At 69.2% G+C, this 1,273-nt stretch carries 1 protein-coding gene and 1 pseudogene; both read right to left on the bottom strand.

The window, feature by feature from the left end; genetic code table 11:
- A partial coding sequence (locus SACHA_RS26515; protein ID WP_028662979.1) for a glutaredoxin domain-containing protein occupies positions 1–422 on the bottom strand: 422 nt, incomplete at its 3' end.
- 29 nt (positions 423–451) lie between these two features.
- Positions 452–1,273, bottom strand: a pseudogene (gene tatC, locus SACHA_RS20905) (twin-arginine translocase subunit TatC); the annotation flags it as partial.

Genomic DNA, 1,273 nt, shown 5'->3' with positions numbered 1-1,273 from the left:
GCCGCGACGACGGCGGACGCCAGGTGGTACGGCGTCTCGGGGTTCCCGAGGGTCAGCAGGAGCCACAGCCCCAGGAAGATCACCGCGAGGCCCAGTCCGGCGTGCCAGGGCCCGGTCGCGGCCTTGGCCAGGGTCTCCTTGCTGATCGTGTCGAGCAGGCCGGGTGCCTCGGTACGGACCGCGTCGACCACCCGGGTCGCGCGCGGGTTCACCATCGAGTGGTCGTCGCCGACGACCACGGTGGGCACGGTCTCGTTGCCGTCCGCGATCGCGCGGACCCGTGCGGCGGCCCGGGAGTCCTGCCAGATGTCGATCTTCCGGACGGGCAGGCCGATCCGGTCGAGGTCTCCGAACAACCGGGAGCAGTACGGGCACCCGGGCCGCCAGTACACCGTCACCGGCGTGGTGGTTGCGTCGCTCACGAGATCTCCGGGCGGGTCGTCGGGGGTCACTCGTCGTCGGCCAGCCCGTCCCACCCCTCGGCGGCCCGTCGCCGGTCCTTCTTGCGGTCGTTGAGCCGGGCGATCTGCAACGCGATCTCGAACAGCAGCGTCAACGCCCCCGCCAACGCGATCATCGAGAACGGGTCGGCCGGGGTGACGAACGCGGCGAACACGAAGAACACGAGGATCAGCCCGCGGCGCCACTTCGCGAGCTGGGCATAGCGCACCACGCCGACCCGGTTGAGCATCACCACCAGCAGCGGCAGCTCGAAACTCACCCCGAAGATGATGAGCAGGGACAACACGAACGACACGTACTTGTCCCCGGTGAACCACGTGTCGAACGACTCGCCGCCGAAGTTCGTCAGCAGCTCCAGCGCGTACGGCACCATCGCGTAGGCCAGCACCGCGCCGGTCGCGAACAGCACGCTGGCCAGCGACACGAACACCAGCGCGTACCTGCGCTCCCGCGAATACAGCCCGGGCGCCACGAACGCCCACAACTGGTACAGCCACACCGGGGAGAACAGCACCGCCCCCGCGGTCAACCCGACCTTCATCTGGATCATGAAGGCTTCGAACGGCACCGTCTGCAACAACTTGCACTCGGACCCGTCGCCCGCGGTGAACCGCTGTTCGGGCGGGATGGCGCAGTACGGGCCGGTGACCAGATCCCCCAGCGGCGGGATGGCCCCGACGCGGGTGTTGAACCAGAGGAACCCGAGCACGCCGCCCGCGACCAAGGCCAGCAGCGCGAACCCCAGCCTGCGGCGGAACTCGTAGATGTGCTCGACCAGCGTCATCGTGCCGTCGGGGTTGTACCGACGGCT

Source organism: Saccharomonospora halophila 8 (assembly GCF_000383775.1).
GTDB classification, from domain to species: domain Bacteria; phylum Actinomycetota; class Actinomycetes; order Mycobacteriales; family Pseudonocardiaceae; genus Saccharomonospora; species Saccharomonospora halophila.
Note: the sequence above shows the minus strand (reverse complement) of the source record. Positions and strands in the feature narration are given on the sequence as shown.